Annotated in this window: 16 protein-coding genes; 7 read left to right on the forward strand and 9 right to left on the reverse strand. The window is 66.6% G+C overall.

Annotated elements, in window-relative coordinates; genetic code table 11:
• The first annotated feature begins 104 nt into the window (after window positions 1–104).
• Window positions 105–878 (forward strand): CPBP family intramembrane glutamic endopeptidase, encoded by a 774-nt coding sequence (locus tag ACSFC7_RS09470; RefSeq protein WP_436347461.1) that lies wholly within the window; start codon window positions 105–107, stop codon window positions 876–878.
• Window positions 879–909: 31 nt separating this feature from the next.
• On the opposite strand, the gene ACSFC7_RS09475 is transcribed toward ACSFC7_RS09470, so the two are convergent.
• From ACSFC7_RS09475 to dapA, 7 genes are all read right to left on the reverse strand, one after another.
• On the reverse strand, window positions 910–1,875 hold the full coding sequence (locus tag ACSFC7_RS09475; RefSeq protein WP_436347462.1) for an ABC transporter permease: 966 nt from the start codon (window positions 1,873–1,875) through the stop codon (window positions 910–912).
• Between the two features lie 375 nt (window positions 1,876–2,250).
• Window positions 2,251–3,462, reverse strand: a complete 1,212-nt coding sequence (locus ACSFC7_RS09480) for a M20 family metallopeptidase (RefSeq protein ID WP_436347463.1) — start codon at window positions 3,460–3,462, stop codon at window positions 2,251–2,253.
• 13 nt (window positions 3,463–3,475) lie between these two features.
• A complete protein-coding gene (gene dapF, locus ACSFC7_RS09485; RefSeq protein WP_436347464.1) occupies window positions 3,476–4,306 on the reverse strand; it encodes a diaminopimelate epimerase in 831 nt (276 codons plus the stop codon).
• Between the two features lie 4 nt (window positions 4,307–4,310).
• On the reverse strand, window positions 4,311–5,678 hold the full coding sequence (gene lysA, locus ACSFC7_RS09490; RefSeq protein WP_436347465.1) for a diaminopimelate decarboxylase: 1,368 nt from the start codon (window positions 5,676–5,678) through the stop codon (window positions 4,311–4,313).
• Between the two features lie 51 nt (window positions 5,679–5,729).
• Complete coding sequence (locus ACSFC7_RS09495) at window positions 5,730–6,566, reverse strand: 2,3,4,5-tetrahydropyridine-2,6-dicarboxylate N-succinyltransferase (protein ID WP_436347466.1); 837 nt, start codon at window positions 6,564–6,566, stop codon at window positions 5,730–5,732.
• Window positions 6,563–7,330: a 4-hydroxy-tetrahydrodipicolinate reductase gene (gene dapB, locus ACSFC7_RS09500; protein WP_436347467.1), complete on the reverse strand. Its 768-nt coding sequence runs from the start codon at window positions 7,328–7,330 to the stop codon at window positions 6,563–6,565. Before dapB ends, ACSFC7_RS09495 begins: the two co-directional genes overlap by 4 nt.
• The gene (gene dapA / locus ACSFC7_RS09505; protein WP_436347468.1) at window positions 7,327–8,256 is read right to left on the reverse strand and encodes a 4-hydroxy-tetrahydrodipicolinate synthase; all 930 of its coding nucleotides are present in this window, start codon (window positions 8,254–8,256) and stop codon (window positions 7,327–7,329) included. The genes dapB and dapA overlap by 4 nt, the downstream gene beginning before the upstream one ends.
• 352 nt (window positions 8,257–8,608) lie before the next feature.
• Here dapA and ACSFC7_RS09510 point away from each other — a divergent pair, with 352 nt between their 5' ends.
• Both ACSFC7_RS09510 and ACSFC7_RS09515 read left to right on the forward strand, forming a co-directional pair.
• Window positions 8,609–9,433: a M48 family metallopeptidase gene (locus ACSFC7_RS09510; RefSeq protein WP_436347469.1), complete on the forward strand. Its 825-nt coding sequence runs from the start codon at window positions 8,609–8,611 to the stop codon at window positions 9,431–9,433.
• Between the two features lie 71 nt (window positions 9,434–9,504).
• Window positions 9,505–10,002, forward strand: a complete 498-nt coding sequence (locus ACSFC7_RS09515; RefSeq protein ID WP_436347470.1) for an NYN domain-containing protein — start codon at window positions 9,505–9,507, stop codon at window positions 10,000–10,002.
• Window positions 10,003–10,036: 34 nt separating this feature from the next.
• On the opposite strand, the gene ACSFC7_RS09520 is transcribed toward ACSFC7_RS09515, so the two are convergent.
• Window positions 10,037–10,219, reverse strand: coding sequence for a hypothetical protein (locus tag ACSFC7_RS09520; protein WP_436347471.1), 183 nt, complete (start codon window positions 10,217–10,219; stop codon window positions 10,037–10,039).
• A 178-nt stretch (window positions 10,220–10,397) separates the two neighbouring features.
• Here ACSFC7_RS09520 and ACSFC7_RS09525 point away from each other — a divergent pair, with 178 nt between their 5' ends.
• The 4 genes from ACSFC7_RS09525 to ppsA all read left to right on the forward strand — a co-directional run bounded on the left by ACSFC7_RS09525 (window position 10,398) and on the right by ppsA (window position 15,077).
• On the forward strand, window positions 10,398–10,901 hold the full coding sequence (locus ACSFC7_RS09525) for a PUA domain-containing protein (protein WP_436347472.1): 504 nt from the start codon (window positions 10,398–10,400) through the stop codon (window positions 10,899–10,901).
• Window positions 10,902–11,365: 464 nt separating this feature from the next.
• Window positions 11,366–11,749: a nascent polypeptide-associated complex protein gene (locus tag ACSFC7_RS09530; RefSeq protein WP_436347473.1), complete on the forward strand. Its 384-nt coding sequence runs from the start codon at window positions 11,366–11,368 to the stop codon at window positions 11,747–11,749.
• Entirely contained in the window at window positions 11,746–12,576 is an 831-nt protein-coding gene (locus ACSFC7_RS09535) for a methyltransferase domain-containing protein (RefSeq protein WP_436347474.1), read from the forward strand. Before ACSFC7_RS09530 ends, ACSFC7_RS09535 begins: the two co-directional genes overlap by 4 nt.
• 158 nt (window positions 12,577–12,734) lie before the next feature.
• Window positions 12,735–15,077, forward strand: coding sequence for a phosphoenolpyruvate synthase (gene ppsA, locus ACSFC7_RS09540; protein WP_436347475.1), 2,343 nt, complete (start codon window positions 12,735–12,737; stop codon window positions 15,075–15,077).
• 27 nt (window positions 15,078–15,104) lie between these two features.
• Here the strand turns inward: ppsA and ACSFC7_RS09545 are convergent, their stop codons facing one another.
• Window positions 15,105–16,397, reverse strand: coding sequence for a glycosyltransferase (locus ACSFC7_RS09545; protein WP_436347476.1), 1,293 nt, complete (start codon window positions 16,395–16,397; stop codon window positions 15,105–15,107).
• Window positions 16,398–16,708 lie beyond the last annotated feature (311 nt).

The raw sequence follows: 16,708 nt of genomic DNA on the forward strand, positions 1-16,708 counted from the left end.
GTAGACCGCGTGAACGGTTCGAGACGTTCGGTCAAGCGATCGTGGATCACCCCGCCGCGACGACAGTCAGTACCTATTTTTATCGCGGGTGACTACCGGCACCTGTGTCCACGAGACGACGGTTTCAGGTCCCCGTTCCGGCGAGCGTCCGCGCCGTTGCCCTCTGTCTTGTCCTCGCGATCGGCGGCTGGTTCACCGGACTCGCCGCGACGCTCGGAGTCGAGGGGCATCTGCTCGTGCTCGGATACGACAACGCGACGATCTACCAGCTCGCCTCGTCGGTCGCGTTCAACGTCGTCGGGGCCGGCGGACTCGCGCTGACGTACCTGATCGTTCGACGCAAGGGGTTCGATCCGGCGTTCGTCGTCGAGTTCCTCCGAATTCGCAAACCCACGATCTGGGATCTGAGCTGGATCGCCGTGGGTCTGATCGGTGCGTTCACCGTCTCCGTCGGCTACCAGTTGATCATCGACCTGTTCGACCCGCTCGGAACGGGCGGTGAGGGGACGACCCACTCCGGCATCGAACAGGGGCGGGAGTACCCCGTCCTGTTGTTGCTCGGTATTCCGATCGCCATCCTGCTCACCGGTCCCGGCGAAGAACTGCTCTACCGGGGCGTCGTTCAGTCGCGCCTCGGCGAGACGTTTCCCACGGTGATCGCCGTCGTCCTCGCCGCGTTCGTCTTCGGTATCGTCCACTTCCCCGCGTATCTGGGCGACGATCTCGGTGCCGTCCTCGTGAGTCTCGGCACGGTCACGACGCTGGGACTGTATCTCGGCGCCCTCTACGAACTCTCCGACAACCTGGTCGTCCCCGCACTGGTTCACGGCCTGTTCAACGCGGTCGTCTACCTCGTGAACTTCCTCGAGTACGTCTGAGGCGCTCGGCTCCGCGCACACGCTCCCAGTGCTATCGATCGGCTTCCGAGGCCCGACCGTCGTCCTCGTTCTCGCCCTCGCGGTCGGTACCGATCTCCCACTCCCAATCCTCGACGGTCCACTGATCGTCCGAACGGGCTCTCTCGTCATCCGCTGAGAAGCGGTCACCAGCGGTCCACCCTCGCTCGGGACGTCTCGAATCGCCCGCGTTCGTATCGCCATTGGCCCGCCCGGCCACCGCTGTCGGTGACTCCGATCCGGTCTCGGCACCGCGGTTCGCGCTGTCGCTCGAGTGCCAGACGGCGGCTTCGTTCGAGTCGGACGTTTCCCAACGACTAGCCGAAGTGGTCTCCGGCCGGTCCGTTCGCGGATGGCCACCACGGATCGGGGTACGCTCGGCACCGCCGTTCCAGGGGTCGAACCGACGTCGAACGGCAGCGCCGGACCCGACGATCACGAATCCGATCGCGACCAGCGTGCCGACGACCGGAACGAGTTGAGTCGCGCCGAGGACGACCGACCCGATGGCGAGCGACCGTCCGAGCGACGGCGTGCCGGTACCGAAACGGCTGGCGATCCGATCACCGACGACGAGGGCGCCGATCGTCCCGCCGCCGATCACCAACGCGCCACAGACGAGCAGGGCCGGCAGCGAAACGAGCGCGCCGAGACCGAGCACCGCCGGATGCTCGACGACGTAGGCGGTAACGAACAGCGGGAGCGAGGCGACGACCAGCGGTGCAAAGAAAACGAGGAACCCGGTCGCGAACGCCAGATCCGGACGCTCGACGGCGTCGTCCCGAATCGCTCGCAGCGGCGACGAGAATCCGGCGAGCAGTACTCCGCCGACGACGAGCGTGAGGACTGTCCAGCCGACGGCGATGCCGATCGGTCGGCGGAGGTCGACGCCACCGATCGACTGGACCGTGACGAGACTCGAGTCCGCCCCGACGAGTGCGGCGGGGAACAGATCGGCGGCGACAGCGACGGGGGACACGTGCTTGCTGTCTACATTACGCAGCGCCGATAAAAATCGTCCGATCGGATCGGGTGACGATCGTTCGCGTCCGTTTCCGTCCGGCGACGGCAGGCACGTCCGCGTCAGTTTTGATTCAGCCTCGGTAGGTCCGGCGGTCGACGGGTCGAGATCAACATCGCTTTGGACGACTAGTCCGAACGCCCGGTATGAGCGACGCGGTAATCGAGTATCTCTTCCCCGAAATCGCGACCGTCGCCCTCTTCGTGGTGGCGATTCTCGGCATGATCGCCCTCCTCTACATCTCCATCAAGTGGTAGCGACGCGTTCGCTCGAGGCGACCCAACCGTTCGCTCGACGAAGGCCGATTTTCGATCGACGATCTAGAACTCCCTCTCACTCGACGACCGACAGCACCGTCTCCTCGAGCGCCCGCGCCGCCTCGCGGACCGCGTCCACGCGGACGTACTCTCGCGGCGCGTGCGCGACGGCTCCCTCCGAATCCGCGAGCACGCCGGGGCCGAAGACGACCGTCGGCGCGTCCGCCGCGAAGTAGGACGCCTCCGTCGCGGCGGCGAAGGGCCGAACGTCGCCGCCGGACGCCGACGCGAGGATATCGACGATCGGTGCGTCGAGGTCGGTATCCCAGGCCTCAAGGAACGGCGTTCGCCGGTCCGTGAAGCGAAACTCGAGACCCACGTCGTCGGGCACGGCGGCCCCCAGCTGATCGGTCAGCGCCGCGTGGAACTCGTCTGCCGTTTCGGGCGGCACGCTCCGGCGGTCGACCGTCAGCGCGCAGTCGGCCGGCACCTGATTCGTGGCCTCGCCGCCCTCGACGACGGTCGGCGTGAGCGTCGCCTCGCCGAGCTGTGGGTGGGTCGGCGGCGCATCGTCTCGGTCGTCGAACGTTCGGATCGCCGCGAGGACGGACTCGAGCGCCCCGATCGCGTTGATTCCCGTCTCCGGTTCGGCGGCGTGGGCGTTCGCGCCCGTCAGGTGAATCGTGCCCTGGAACCGTCCCTTCGCGGCCGTACAGACGTCGAGGTTCGTCGGTTCGCCGACGATCACCGCGTCGGCGTCTCGCGTCGGCGACTCTCCGCCGGAGACCAGTTCGTACGCGCCGATCGAGAGCACCTCCTCGTCGGGCGTGATCGCGAGCGTGACGCGGCCGTTCGCGGTCGCGGGGTCGACGGCGAAAAACGCCGATAGCAACGCGGCGAGCGGTCCCTTCGCGTCGCAGGAGCCGCGCCCGCGGATCACGTCGTTCCCGTCGGGTTCGACGTCTTCGGGGTCGGGTTCGACGCTTTCGGAGTCGGCTTCGGTTCCGTTCGCGTCGCGCTCGAAGGGTACGTGCGGCGAGACGGTGTCGATGTGCGTGTTCAACACGAGGTGGGTGTCGGCGTCGGCCGGCCCGCGGGTCGCCAACACGTTCCCGCTCTCGTCGATCCGGGGGGTGACGCCTCGCTCCTCGAGCGTCTCGCAGAGAAACGTCCGCATCGGGTCGACGTCCTCGTGAGAGGCGTGCTGGACCGCCGTCTCCAGGAAGGCGACGGGATCGAACGCGTCGTCGGTCGTTCGATCCGTCGTCCGTGGCTCGTTCCCGCTCATCGTTCGTCCCTGCTCACGGTTCGGCCGGCGACTCGGGCGTGACTTCGCCGTCGAACTCGTGTTCGACGGGGCCGGTGAGCGTCGCATTTCCGCGATCGTTGAAGCTGACCTGGAGGTCGCCGCCCGGCGGCCGTACCTCGACCGGGTCGGCGTCGGTGAGCCCGAGACGGCGGGCGACGACGGCGATGGCGACGGCGCCGGTGCCACAGGAGTCGGTCTCGCCTTCGACGCCGCGCTCGTAGGTCCGCTGATCGAAGCCGCCGTCGCCGTCGGGGCTGGCGATCGTGACGTTCGTGCCCTTCGGGAACGCGTCGCCGTGGCGGACCGGCGGGGCGACCGTCTCGAGGTCGACGTCGTCCACGTCGTCGACGAACGCGACGGCGTGGGGGACGCCGGTGTTGACCATCGTCACCTCGAGGCCGTCGATCTCCTCCTCGAAGACCGGTTCGTCCGCTCGCACCGGGATCGCGTCGGGATCGAACGCGGGCGTCCCCATCTCGATGGTGATCACGCCGTCGGTCCGATCCGCGCGCAGGGTGCCCGACTGCGTGTCGATCATGACGCTGTCGGTGTCGGTTCGATCCATGGCCCACTCGGCGGCACAGCGCGCGCCGTTGCCGCACATCGGAGCCGTCGAGCCGTCGGGCTGGACCAGCGTCATCACGACGCGCGGGGGCCTGAACTTCTCCTCGAGCGCGAGATAGAGGATCCCGTCGGCACCGACGCCGCCGTCGCGGTCGCACTCGCGGGCGGCGAGTGCGCCCCGATCGGGGACGAATTCGTCCGCGTGAATGATTAGAAAGTCGTTGCCGGTGCCGTGGTACTTCTGAAATGGAACAGTCATCGTGCTATCGAGTATCGTGGTCGTTATGTGCTTCTCGGTCCGCGTCGGTATCAGCGTTCCCGTCCGAACCGGTTCCAGTCTCCGGGGCGGACGCCTCGGTCTCGAGACGGGTGACGTCGTCGAACGTCTCGCGTCGGCGTGCGAGTCGCACCGCGTCGCCCTCGAGGACGACCGATGCGGGCCGGGGCCGGGAGTTGTACTGGTTGGCCATCTCGTAGCCGTAGGCTCCCGCGTTGCCGATCGCGAGGACGTCCCCGCGTTCGCTCGCGGGAAGTCGGCGGTCGGTACAGAACACGTCCCCGCTCTCGCAGATCGGGCCGGTAACGGTCTGCGGCCGCGTCTCGCGGCTGGTGTGGCCGCCGTTCCCGTCGGTGGTGCTCGAGTCCGCCGTCAGATTCCGGATCGGGTGGTAGGCGTCGTACATCGCGGGCCGGAGCAGCGTCGTCATCCCGGCGTCGACGCCGACGGCGAGCGTGTCGCGGGCCTCCTTGACGGTATTGACTTCCGTCAGGAGGACGCCCGCGTCGGCGACGACGTAGCGGCCGGGTTCGATCGTCAGCGTCGCGTCGATCTCGCCGATCGCCTCGCGCGTCGCGTCGGCGACCGCCTCGAGGTCCAGCGGCTCCTCGTCCTCGCGGTAGGGGACGCCGAAGCCGCCGCCGACGTCGACGAACTCGAGGCCGCCGACTGCGGTACTCACTTCTCGTGCGAGGTCACCCATCCGCGAGACGAACTCCCGGTGGTCGTCGAGCTGGTCGCTCGAGACGCCCGAACCGACGTGAGCGTGGATCCCGACGACGTCGAATCCGCGCTCGGCGGCGTCGGTGAGCACGTCGACCGCGCGCTCGGCCGGGACACCGAACTTCGCGTTCGCGCCGGTCTGGACCTTCTCGTGGTGTCCAGCGCCGATACCGGGGTTGACCCGGAGGCAGAGCCGGCCGTCGTAGCCGCGCTCCTCGAGTCGGTCGATGGTATCCTCGGCGCCGACGGTGATCGTCAGGTCGGGGTGGTCTTCCCAGGCGTCGACGACCCAGTCGAGGTCGCGTGCGGGCGGGTTGACGGCCGTATAGTGGACGTCCGCGCCCGATCCACTGGCCGCGAGTGCGCGTTTGACCTCGCCTGCGGAGGCGCACTCGAGTCCGACGCCCTCGTCGCGGAGCGTCTCGAGGACGTCTCCGAGGGCGTTGGCCTTCACGGCATAGAGAATCTCGGCGCCCGAGAAGGCGGTCCGGACGCGACCGGCGTTCTCGCGGACGCGCTCGAGGTCGAGGACGTACAGCGGCGAGCCGTAGTCGTCCAGGAGCGCGGACAGGTCGACGGCGTCCCAGTCGTCGAGGCGGCGGACGGCCGGGGACTCTGTGGGCGTAGTCATTGTTCAGTTCAAGTGACCGTGTGAATTCAAGGGTTTGGATTCGGTGCTCGACTACTCTCGCAGCGCGTCCTCGCGCTCGGTCGCCTCGAGCGTCTCCGTTTCGAGGTCCGTCGCGACGACGGCCGGTTTGTAGGCGCCGCCGTCGAACAGCGAGTGGTCGCTGATCGAGGACTCGACGAATCGCGTGAACGCGCGGCGGTCGGCTGGCAGTTCGCCGTAGAGGACTTCGTCTTCGACGAGGTCGTAGACCGGGATTCGTGGCGTCAACAGCGTGTTCTCGCCGACGACGCTGTTCTCGCCGATGACGAATCCCGAGGTGACTCGGCAGCCCGCACCGAGCGAGACGTCGTCCTCGACGATGACCGGTGCGTCCTCGACAGGTTCGAGCACGCCGCCGATGAGGGTGTTCGCGCCGAGTTTGACGTTCGCGCCGATCTGGGCGCAGGAGCCGACCGTGTCACAGGAGTCGACGAGGGTGCCGTCGCCGATGTGCGCGCCGATGTTAACGAAGGCCGGGCTCATCAGGATGCAGTCCGAGCCGATGTGGGCGCCCTTGCGGACGACGGTACCGTCGGGCGTGTTGCGGCTCCCGCGGTCGCCGTAGTCGCTCGAGTCCGCGAGCGGGAGGACGTCGTTGTACGTGACGCCGCCGTACTCGCGGGGGACGGTCTCGCGCAGGCTGAAGTTGAGCAGGATGCCCTGCTTGACCCACTCGTTCGCCTCCCAGGTGCCGCCGTGTTTCTCGGCGGCGCGGATCTCGCCGCTCTCGAGCGCGTCGAGGAAGTCGTCGAGCGTCGCCTGCTCGTCCTCGCCGGTGGTCTCGACGGTGACGTCGTCGTTCTGGTAGCGGTCCCACAGCCCGTCGATATCGGTCTCGAGCGTGCTCATTCGCTAATCACGTCCGCAAACTCGTATCGGCCCGCCTTCTGTCCAGCGATCCAGACCGCGGCGTCGACCGCGCCCGCGGCGAAGACCCCGCGGTCCTCGGCGCGGTGGGCGAGCCGAACCTCCTCGTGGTTGCCCGCGAGGACGATTTCGTGTTCGCCCGTGACGTTGCCCGCACGGAGAGCGTGGACGCCGATCTCGCCCTCCTCGCGCGGGTCCTCGCCGTCGCGGCCGTGGGTCCGTCCGCTAAAGTCGCCGTTGGCCTCGATCTCCTCGAGCAGTCGGTTCGCGGTGCCGCTCGGCGCGTCGCGTTTGGCGTTGTGGTGGGTCTCGACGAGTTCGACGTCGTACCCCGGCAGATTCCGAACGGCCTCGCCGACGACGTTCAGCAGGGCCTGAACGCCGCGGGCGAAGTTCGGCGCGTGGAGCACGGCGACCTCGTCGCTCGCGTCCTCGAACGCCTCGCGCTGGCCGTCGTCGAAGCCCGTCGTTCCCGTGACGAACGCGACGCCGGCGTCGGCGCAGGTCTCGGCGTAGTCGACGGCGGAGTCGGGGCCGGTGAAGTCGACGACGACGCTGGGTTCGCGCTCGACGACCAGCGCGTCGAAGTCGCCCGCGGGTTCGATGTCGACGCCGTCGACCGTCTCGCCGTCCGGGTCGCGGTTGACCGCGAAGACGACCTCGCAGTCGGCGCGGTCCGCTGCGGCGGCGATCACTTCCCGGCCCATCCGACCCGTCGCGCCGGTGACGCCGACCCGTACCGTCATCGATCACCCTCCGGGTTCGCATCGGCGACCTCGGTCGACTCGCGCTCGAGGTCCTCGAGGATGGCCTCGAGGTCCTCTCGGTACTCCTCGGACAGTCGAGTCAGCGGCGGCCGCATCCGGGCGGGTCCGTAGCCCCTGATTTCCATGGCTTCCTTGACCGGGATCGGGTTGGTCTCGACGAACAGTCCGCGGAACAGCGGTCCGAGTTCGTGGTGGATCTGCTGGGCGCGCGCGTAGTCGCCGTCGAGTGCGGCGCCGACCATCGCACAGGTGAGTTCTGGTTCGATGTTTCCGGCGACGCTGATCGTGCCGGTGCCGCCGACCGCGATCGTCGGCAGCGTGAGCGCGTCGTCGCCCGAGAGCACCGCGAACTCCTCGTCCGTCGTGCGCTCGGCGATCTCGCCGATCTGGCCAAGGTCGCCGCTGGCGGCCTTGTAGCCCGCGATGTTCTCGTGACCCGCGAGTTCGACGGCGGTGTCGGGTTCGATGTTCTGGCCCGTGCGCGAGGGCACGTTGTAGACGATCTGTGGTACGTCGACGGCGTCGGCGATCGTGCGGAAGTGGTCGACGAGTCCGCGCTGCTCGGGCTTGTTGTAGTACGGCGAGATCAGGAGGAGACCGTCGGCGCCGGCCTCGGCGGCGCGCTCGGAGAGTTCGAGCGCCTCGCGGGTGTTGTTCGAACCCGTGCCCGCGATGACGGGGACGTCCTCGACGGCCTCGATGACGGCCTCGACGACGCGAACGTGTTCGTCGTGGGTTAGCGTCGCGGACTCGCCGGTCGAGCCGACGGGAACGAGTCCGTCGACGCCCGCGGCCTCGAGTCGCTGGGCGTCCTGCTGAAGGGTTTCGAAGTCGATGCGTTCGTCCTCGTCGAACGGCGTGCACATTGCCGGGAAGACGCCGGTGAAGTCGATGTCGGATGTCATAGGTGTGGTGTTGCTATCTGAGTCGGTTGCTGGTTACTTGGGTATTGATGATTCGCGCGTCGCGAGTCAGGTGTGGACCGCCGTTCGGACCTGACCGGTTCCAGGTCGCGCCCGGGACGGGGGTGCTACGCCCGCCTCGAGCACATTCACAGACGTTTACGTTTCGAAAAACGAAGGACGGCGTCGCTCACAGCACGACTGTCGGTCGGGTGAGCGACGTGGCGCATGTGCGGATGGTCGGATCGAACGAACTTATCGGTTGTGACTTCGATCAGTCGGCTCGCTCGTGTTGTGCCACTAGTTGACATGACGTTCCGCGTAATTTATCCCCGAGCAATACATAGCATCGTCTATGACAGACTTCGGACTGAAAATACGGATGGTCGTCGTCGGCGCCATCCTCTTTGCCTTCTACGTCGGCGCCGCAACGGTGCTCGCACTGATGTTCGGCGTCGACCCGCTGTTGATACTGCCGGCAGGTATCATCATCCTCCCCGCGTTCCAGTACAAACTCGGAAAGTGGCTGGCGACCAGAAAGGCGGAAGAGATGCCCGACGAGGGGCAGTACCGCGAGGTCCACCAGATGACCGAATCGCTCTCCCGCGATATGGGCGTCAAAAAACCGAAACTGATGGTCATGGATATGGGCGTCCCCAACGCCTTCGCCGTCGGCCGGAAGGGCGCCGGCGTCGTCTGCGTCTCGACGGAGCTCATGCGGTTGCTCGAGCGCGACGAACTCGAGGGCGTCATCGCCCACGAGATCGCCCACATCAAGAACCGCGACGTCATCACGATGGTCATCGGCCAGTCCATCGGGATGATGGTCGGCTACGTCGCCTACTTCGCGGTCCTGATGGGCGGCGAGCGCAACATCGGCACCTGGATCCTCGCGATGGTCGCCTCCTCGCTGGCGAACATGCTCGTGATGATCTTCGTCCTCGCTATCTCGCGGTACCGCGAGTACGTCGCCGACGAGGACGCCCGCCAGTACATCGGCAGCGGCGACCCGCTCGCCCGCGCGCTCGAGAAGATTTCCAGCGGGTCGCAGGGCCGCGAGTCGCAGGTCGAAGACAGCATGAACGCGCTCTGCATCTTCAACTCCGACAAGAGCCTCATGGCACGGCTGTTCGCGACCCACCCGCCGACGGAGAAGCGCATCGAGAAGCTCCGCAGCTAACGACGCTCGAGTTAGCGATCCGCGCTGCTCGAAGATGCGGCTTTTTAACGGTTGCCGATACAACGTAGCATATGACGGAGATCCATCCCGGGCAGCGCGTCGCCGTCCTCGTCGACGCCCAGAACCTCTACCACACGGCACAGAGCCTCCACAGTCGAAATATCGACTACTCCGCGCTCCTCGATAAGGCCGTGCAGGACCGCCAGTTGACTCGCGCCATCGCGTACGTGATCCGCGCGGATTCGCCGGAGGAAGAGAGCTTCTTCGAGGCGCTGGTCGATATCGGTTTCGAGCCGAAGATCAAGGACATCAAGACGTTCTCGGACGGCACGAAGAAGGCCGACTGGGACGTCGGCATGAGTCTCGACGCGGTGACGCTCGCGAACCACATCGACACGCTCGTCCTCTGTACCGGCGACGGCGACTTCTCGCGGCTCTGCTCACACCTGCGCCACGAGGGGGTCCGCGTGGAGGTAATGGCGTTCGAATCTTCGACGGCCGAAGAACTCATCGCGGCGGCCGACTCGTTCCTCGACCTCGGGGAACGCCACGAGACGTTTCTGCTCTAAGCTGCTTTCGTCGCGTGCGACTCTCGTCGGGCGATTACGACCGGTGCGGGTACTGACTCCGCCAGAGACCGATCAACAGCGCGTAGCCGGTAACGAGAAGCGTCGCACCCGCCAGGAGATACGTTATCGGACCCGAAACGAGCGTCGCCGGGCCAGCCAGCGTCAGGGTGCCGAGTACGAGCAGGGCGACCCCGAGACCGATTTGCGTAGCGTCCATTGGATGGCGGTACTACAGAATCGAGTATTATAACATTCGCTATCTCGTTTTTGTCAGACATTCCGATATATCGCTCGAATCGAGCGGGGAGTCGACGGCCGTCGGGGTCGGAGCGGACGCCGAGTGTGGCCCGCTCGAGGTCGAAGGGCTTTCGACCGCCCGCGCGAAACCCCATCCAATGAGTGACGCAGCCGACGAAAACGGTCTGGCGGGGCTTCCGAACCTCCGCACTATCGCGGACTATCAGTTCGGCGCGGGCGCGGGCGAAGCACTGTTCCCGCCCGACGAATCGCTGACGGTCAAACGGACGACCTCGGGCCGCCCACAGCAGGTCCACGCCGATGCCGGCCGCCTCGTTTCGTTCGGTATCGACGGCCGATTTACACTCGGACTCGAGGGTGGTCGCCGGCTCCACGAGGCGCTCCCGCATCCGGCCTACCGCGTCGTCGTCGACGACGAGAGCGAACCGTTCGTCCGCGACGAGAAGAACGTCTTCACGAAGTTCGTCCTCGAGGTCGGCCCGGAAATCCGGCCGGGCGACGAGGTGGTCGTCATCCACGAGCGCGGCGAGGTAATCGCGGTGGGGACGGCACGGCTCGCAGCCGAGGCTATCGAGGACTTCGAAACCGGGATGGCCGTCAACGTGCGCGAGGGCGTGCCCGCGGAGAATCAAACGCAATAAGACGCCGAATAAGACGCGACTGGCCGGGAGCGCGTCCGAACGAATAGTGAGGACGCGCGACCCGGGGAAGGGCAGGCAGTCACACGAAACGTACCGCGAGCGAACGAGTTCGCGGCGCGTAGCGCCGCGGAAGGCGAACGGTCGAAGACCGTGAGCCAGTGAGCGAGCGGGCCGACGACCGACCCGGAGAGCGCGGCGCGTAGCGCCGCGTCGAGGTGAGCGGCAGCGCCGCGAGCCAAGGGAGGGAGGAGTGCTTTTCATCAAAGCTGAGCGGGATCGAAGATCCCGCGAGGTCGTCGGGCGGCGTTGCCGCCCGACTGCTCGAGGGACCGACGGTCCCTCGCTGTCCGCGAACCCGAAGGGTTCGCTTGATCGCGGAAGACGCTCTGCGTCTTCCGAACGACAGCGCAAAAGTTTGGACGGAGACCGTAGGGTAAAAGGTGGCTGGTGGCGACGTGTCGGGTATGTTTGGAGGAGGCGGCGGACTGAACCCGCGCAAGATGGAACAGATGATGGAACAGATGGGCATCGACGTCGAGGATATCGACGCCGAGGAGGTCATCATCCGCACCGACGAGTACGATCTCGTCTTCAACGACGCCGAAGTCACGAAAATGGACGCCCGCGGCCAGGAGACCTACCAGGTCATCGGCTCGCCGGAACAGGTCGAATCCGGCGCCGCAGGCGGGAGCGCCGATGCCGGTGCCGACGAGGACGCCGGCAGCGCGATTCCCGACGACGACGTCGAACTCGTCGCGACCCGCACCGGCGTCAGCGAGGACGAGGCCCGCGCGGCGCTCGAGGACGTCGACGGCGACCTCGCCGCAGCGGTCGAGTCCCTCGAGTGACGCGCGTGAGCGATCGCGATTCCGACGTCGACGACGACGCTGCAGGCGAAGCGGAATCTGATGCCGAGGCGGCCGAAGCCGACGCCGAGAGCGACCGCGTTCCCGTCCTGCTCGTCCGTGAGGACCGGACGTACCTCGTCGAACCCGGCGGGGAGCAGGGGACCGATCTGGGGGTCCTCGAGGTGCCCGAAGACGTGCAGCCGGGAGACACGATCGAGACCCATCTGGGCGACGAGTTTCGGGTCCGCAGACTGCGCGGTCCGGACCTCTTTCACCACTTCGAGCGGACGGGGGCCCCGATGGTCCCTCGGGATATCGGCCTGATCATCGGCGAAACGGGTATCGCACAGGGTGACCGGGTGCTCGATACCGGCACCGGCACGGGCGTGCTCTCGGCGTCGATGGCCCGCGCCGGGGCGTCGGTCGTGACCTACGAGCGCGATCCGGAGTTCGCCGACGTCGCCCGCGAGAACATGAAGTTGGGCGGAGTCGCTGAGGCCGTCGACGTCCGGACGGGCGACCTGACCGAGGACGTCGAGGAACTCGAAGCGTCGTCGTTCGACGTGATGACGCTCGACACCGGCGACGCGGCATCGCTGGTCGGGCACGCCCCCGACCTGCTGGTTGAGGGCGGGTTCGTCGCGGTCTACAGCCCCTTCATCGAGTCGACTCGCGAGGTCGTCGAGACGGCCCGCGAGGCCGGACTGGCGAACGTCCGCACCCGGGAGACGATCCAGCGGGAGATGCAGTTCGACGACCGGGGCTCGCGGCCGTCGACCGCACCGGTCGGCCACACGGGTTACCTGACGATCGCCCGAAACGTCTAACCGAACGACCGATACGCCGCGTCCGGATCGTCTGACGCGCGTGTCAGTATCTGCCGGTAAACCCGCGCCTACCGCCGATATTCATTCAGTTTCGAGTTGCGAATCGGCGCAATTGTTCGCAACCTTCTTTATTCGCTCGGGTGTCCACGCCACTAGAGATGGCTGTACTCTGGCTGGACGAGATCAGTGCCGGCGACCTCGAAAAGGTCGGCGGCAAAGGCGCCTCCCTGGGCGAGCTTACGGGTGCTGGGCTGCCCGTGCCGCCGGGGTTCGTGGTAACCGCCGGAACTTATCGATCGTTTATCGAGGAAGCCGAAATCGACGAGGAGCTGTTCGAGGTCGTCGACGTCGACGTCGACGACTCGAGTGCGCTCGCGACCGCGGCCGATCGGGCGCAGGAACTCATTCTCGAGACGCCGTTCCCCGAGGATCTGCGCGAGGAAATCCTCGACTCCTACCATCAGGTCGGCAACGGCGAGGCGTTCGTCGCCGTTCGATCCTCGGCGACGGCCGAGGACCTGCCCGACGCCTCCTTCGCGGGCCAGCAGGAGACCTTCCTGAACGTGACCGAGGAAGCGCTTCTCGACCGCGTCCGCGAGTGCTGGGCCTCGCTCTTCACCCAGCGGGCGATCTACTACCGCCAGGAGCAGGGCTTCGACCACTCCGCGGTCAACATCGCGGTCGTCGTCCAGCAGATGGTCGACGCCGAGAAGTCGGGCGTGATGTTCACGAGCCACCCGTCGACGGGAGATCCGACGATGATCATCGAGGCCGCGTGGGGACTGGGCGAAGCCGTCGTCTCCGGTGCCGTCTCGCCGGACAACTACGTCGTCCCCCGCGAGGAGGACGATATCGACGTGACCGTCGCCGAGAAGAAGGTGATGCACGAGAAAGACGAGGAGACGGGCGAGACCGTCGAGCGCGAGGTTCCCGAGGACAGACGAAACGCGCGCGTGCTCAGCGACGACGAGATCGGGAAGTTGGTCGAACTCGGCGAGCGCGTCGAAGACCACTACGACACCCCGCAGGACGTCGAGTGGGCCATCGTCGGTGACGACGTCTACATGCTGCAGTCCCGACCGATCACCACCATCGACGAGGGCGGAAGCGGCGGCGAGGCGCCCGATGCGAGCGGCGCCGTCGACGCCGCGAAGGGCGTCACCGACGGCAGCGGCAGCGTCCAGGCCGCAAGCGGTGGTGACGGCGGCTCGAGCGGCGGTTCCTCCGGCGACGTCATCGTCGACGGCCTCGGCTCGAGTCCGGGGACCGTCAGCGGTGCCGCACAGATCGTCACGAAACTCGACGACCTCGACAAGGTCAAGGAGGGCGATATTATCGTCACCGAGATGACGATGCCCGACATGGTGCCCGCGATGAAACGGGCCTCGGGGATCATCACCGACGAGGGCGGCATGACCAGCCACGCCGCGATCGTCTCCCGCGAGCTCGGCGTGCCGGCTATCGTCGGCACGACCAACGCCACGACCGTCCTCGAGGACGGCCAGGTCGTCACGCTCGACGGCGACAAGGGCGCGGTGCTCGAGGGCCAGGAGGTCGAACCCGACGAGGAGACCGAACCCGTCGAGGAGGTACGTCCGCAGTCGCCGGTCAAACCGATGACCGCGACCGAGGTGAAGGTCAACGTCTCGATCCCCGAGGCCGCAGAGCGCGCGGCCGCAACGGGCGCGGACGGCGTCGGCCTGCTCCGCACCGAGCACATGATCCTCTCGCTGAATCAGACGCCGGCGAAGTTCATCGCGGAGAACGGCGAGGACGCCTACATTCAGGAACTCGTCCAGGGCATCCGCGGCGTCGCCGACGAGTTCTACCCGCGTCCCGTCCGCGTGCGAACGCTCGACGCGCCGACCGACGAGTTCCGGCAACTCGAGGGCGGCGAGGACGAACCCAAGGAGCACAACCCGATGCTCGGCTATCGGGGCATCCGGCGCTCGCTCGACCGACCCGGGGTCTTCGCGCACGAACTCGAGGCGTTCCGTCGACTCTACGAGATGGGCTACGACAACGTCGAGATCATGTTCCCGCTGGTCAACGACGCCGAAGACATCTATCAGGCTAAGCGGCTGATGGAGGAAGCCGGTATCGACCCCGAAAAACGCAAGTGGGGAGCGATGATCGAGACGCCGGCATCCGCGCTGTCGGTCGAGGGGATGGCCGAGGCGGGCATCGACTTCGCCTCCTTCGGGACCAACGACCTCACCCAGTACACGCTGGCGGTCGACCGGAACAACGAGCACGTCGCCGACCGGTTCGACGAACTGCACCCGTCCATTCTGAAACTGATCGGGAACGTCATCGAGACCTGCCGCGAACACGACGTCGACACGAGCATCTGCGGGCAGGCCGGTTCCAAACCGGAGATGGTCCAGTTCCTCGTCGACGAGGGCGTGAGTTCGATCTCGGCGAACATCGACGCCGTCCGCGACGTCCAACACGAAGTGAAGCGGACCGAGCAGAAGCTGTTGCTCGACTCGGTTCGGTAACGCTCCGATAGCGGCGTCCTGCGGCCGTCAACTCCCCGTCTTTTCGACGTGATACCAGCTTCCGTCCCAGCTGAGCCCGTACTCGAACAGCGACTTGAGCGTGAGAATACCGAACGCGGGATACAACAGCGGCGCGAGGACGACGCTCCAGCGGAGATCGTCGATCCGTCCGTCTCGAGCGTCCCGCCAGGCGACGAGACCGATGGTGCCGACGAGGAGCGTGAACGGGATCAGGAAGGCCGATTCGACGTCGAGAACGAGCAGGACGAGGAGCTTCGAGGCGAGCGCGAGGGTGAAGAGGCTCCCGAGCAGACTCGAGCACATCCGGCCGATCGAGATGGCGCCGCGGCGGCCGACTCGACCGCGGAGGAGGTCGACGACGGTCGCGTGCAGCACCTCGATCTGACCGACGCGCCAGCGTTTGCGCTGCCCCCAGAGATCGGCCCAGGTGTGGGGTGCCTCCATCGTGTTCGTACACTGGCGGGCCTGCCTGACGTCGAGACCCTCGCGGTAGCAGGCGTGGGCGAAGTCGAGGTCCTCCGTGAGCATATCGTCGTAGCCGCCGACCCGCTCGAAGGCCTCGCGGGTGAACGCGGTCGACGAACTGCGACAGTTCGTAAAGCCGAACAGTTCGACCAGCTTGTAGCTCGCGTGGAAGACGATCCGCTCGCAGTAGGCGACGGTCTCGACCATCCCCGTCGGCCGCGGGACGCGTCGACCCTGAAAGACGTCCGCGCCGTCGAGCAGTTCGCCCATCGCGGTCGGCAGGAACTCGGGGGCGACCCACTCGTCGGCGTCGAAGACGGCGACGCACTCGGCGTCGTACTCGCGGACGGCGTGGTTGATCGCGCCCGCTTTCGATCCCGGCCGGCCGTTGATCGCGTACTCGACGTCGTCGAACGCGGCGGCGAGTTCGCGGGCCCGTCGGAGCGTCGGTTCGTCGTTCGGTTCGGCGACGATCACGATCTCGAGATTTTCGTACGCGCTCTCGCGGAGACTCTCGACGCTGACGTCCATCACCTCGTGGTCGCGGTAGACGGGGACGATCGCCGTCAACCGCGGCCCGTCCGTTACCCGTTCGAGCGACTCGCGGCTGGTCCACACCTCACGAATCAACAACAGCCCGGTGAGCGTGATGAACCCGGTAAACACCGCGACCGCCGACAGCGCCTCGAGGAAGACGATTCGAACGGTCACCGCCAGTAGATCGACGGTGACCGTCTGTACCTCCGTTCCGTGAAAGAGGCCGACGACCAACAGGACGAGAACGCCGCCGGCGGTGCCGCCGTACTCGGCAACTCGAGATGCTGTCGTGAGCATTATCGGGATGTTCCGTCCGGCCTATTATCAATATTTTTGGACTGGATCGCAACGAGAGACTGTTCGCCGACCGTGACCGCTCGATGGCCGCGCTTGCGTCCGGACTCCGGTCCGCACACCGATACCGCCGTACGGCGGCGAAAACGCGGGTCGATACGGCGGTGCGCGGTTCGTTCGACAAACCGAGCGAGTCAGTCCTGCTTTCGGAGTATGTGTTCTCCTCCGGGTGTAGCGTGGCGGAGTGTCCATAACGTTCTCTATATCTGTGACGAACGTGTTGATATATCTGATGCAGCGCGACAGTCGTAGCT

Source organism: Natronorubrum halobium, from assembly GCF_051351675.1.
Taxonomy (GTDB): domain Archaea; phylum Halobacteriota; class Halobacteria; order Halobacteriales; family Natrialbaceae; genus Natronorubrum.